The organism is Polynucleobacter sp. 35-46-11 (genome assembly GCF_002281105.1).
Map to the genome: position 1 here is coordinate 1 of NZ_NCFJ01000672.1, position 1,181 is coordinate 1,181.

The 1,181-nt window shown below is 48.2% G+C and carries 1 protein-coding gene; it reads left to right on the forward strand.

Annotation, left to right across the window (positions count from 1 at the left end):
• Nucleotides 1-1,096, forward strand: a 1,096-nt coding sequence (locus tag B7Y67_RS18655; protein WP_293599912.1) for a DNA gyrase C-terminal beta-propeller domain-containing protein, incomplete at its 5' end; no start/stop codon positions are given.
• Nucleotides 1,097-1,181: the final 85 nt, after the last annotated feature.

A 1,181-nucleotide genomic window follows, 5' to 3' on the forward strand; every position in this document is an offset into this window, starting at 1 on the left:
CACAGAAGACTTGATCACTCCGCAAGATATGGTGGTCACGCTTTCGAACACTGGTTATATGAAGAGCCAGCCTCTGAGTGAATACCGTGCGCAAAAACGCGGTGGTCGTGGCAAGCAAGCTGCAGCTACTAAGAATGAAGACTGGATTGAAACACTCTTCGTTGCGAATACACATGACATCATTCTGTGCTTCTCTGATCGTGGACGTATGTACTGGCTCAAAGTGTGGGAAGTTCCACAAGGCAGCCGCAACTCACGCGGTAAGCCAATCGTCAATATGTTCCCATTGATTGAGGGCGAAAAGATCACGGTAATTCTCCCAATCAAGGGATACCAAGATGATCATTACGTCTTTATGGCAACAAGCCTGGGTACCGTGAAGAAGACGCGGTTGTCTGACTTCTCCAATCCACGTAAGGCTGGAATTATTGCCGTTGATTTAAATGAAAACGATTTCTTAGTTGGTGCAGCTATTACTGACGGTCAGCATGATGTGATGTTGTTCTCTGACGCTGGTAAAGCAGTGCGCTTTGACGAGAATGATGTGCGTCCAATGGGTCGTACAGCGCGCGGCGTACGTGGTATGAACTTGGGTGAAGGTCATCAAGTCATCGCCATGTTAGTTGCTCCGGCTGAAGCTGCCGAAGGTGTTGAGGCTACTGTTGTTGATGAGAATGGTCTCGCTATTCCAAGCAGCGTGCTGACTGCCACTGAGAATGGTTTTGGTAAGCGCACACCGATTGGTGAATACACTCGTCATGGCCGTGGCACTAAGGGCATGATCGCAATCCAAACAACTGAACGTAACGGTAAAGTAGTTGCTGCTGCTCTGGTTTCTCCTGAAGATCAAATCATGTTGATTACTACTGGCGGCATCTTAGTGCGCACACGTGTTTCAGAGATTCGTGAAATGGGGCGTGCCACACAAGGCGTCACTTTGATCAACGTTGATGAAGGCACTCGTTTATCTGGCCTGCAGCGTATTGCTGAAAGCGATTCTGATGATGAGAATGACTTGGATGATGGTGAAGAGGGCGAGGATGTAGCCGCTGATCCAGCAGTTGACTCCAATTCTGATGAAACTGGTGATGCCTAATTGGCATTCATACAAGGTTAATTAATTCACTATGACGTTTGACCGCCGCATTTTCAATTTCGCTGCGGGACCTGCCACCTTACCT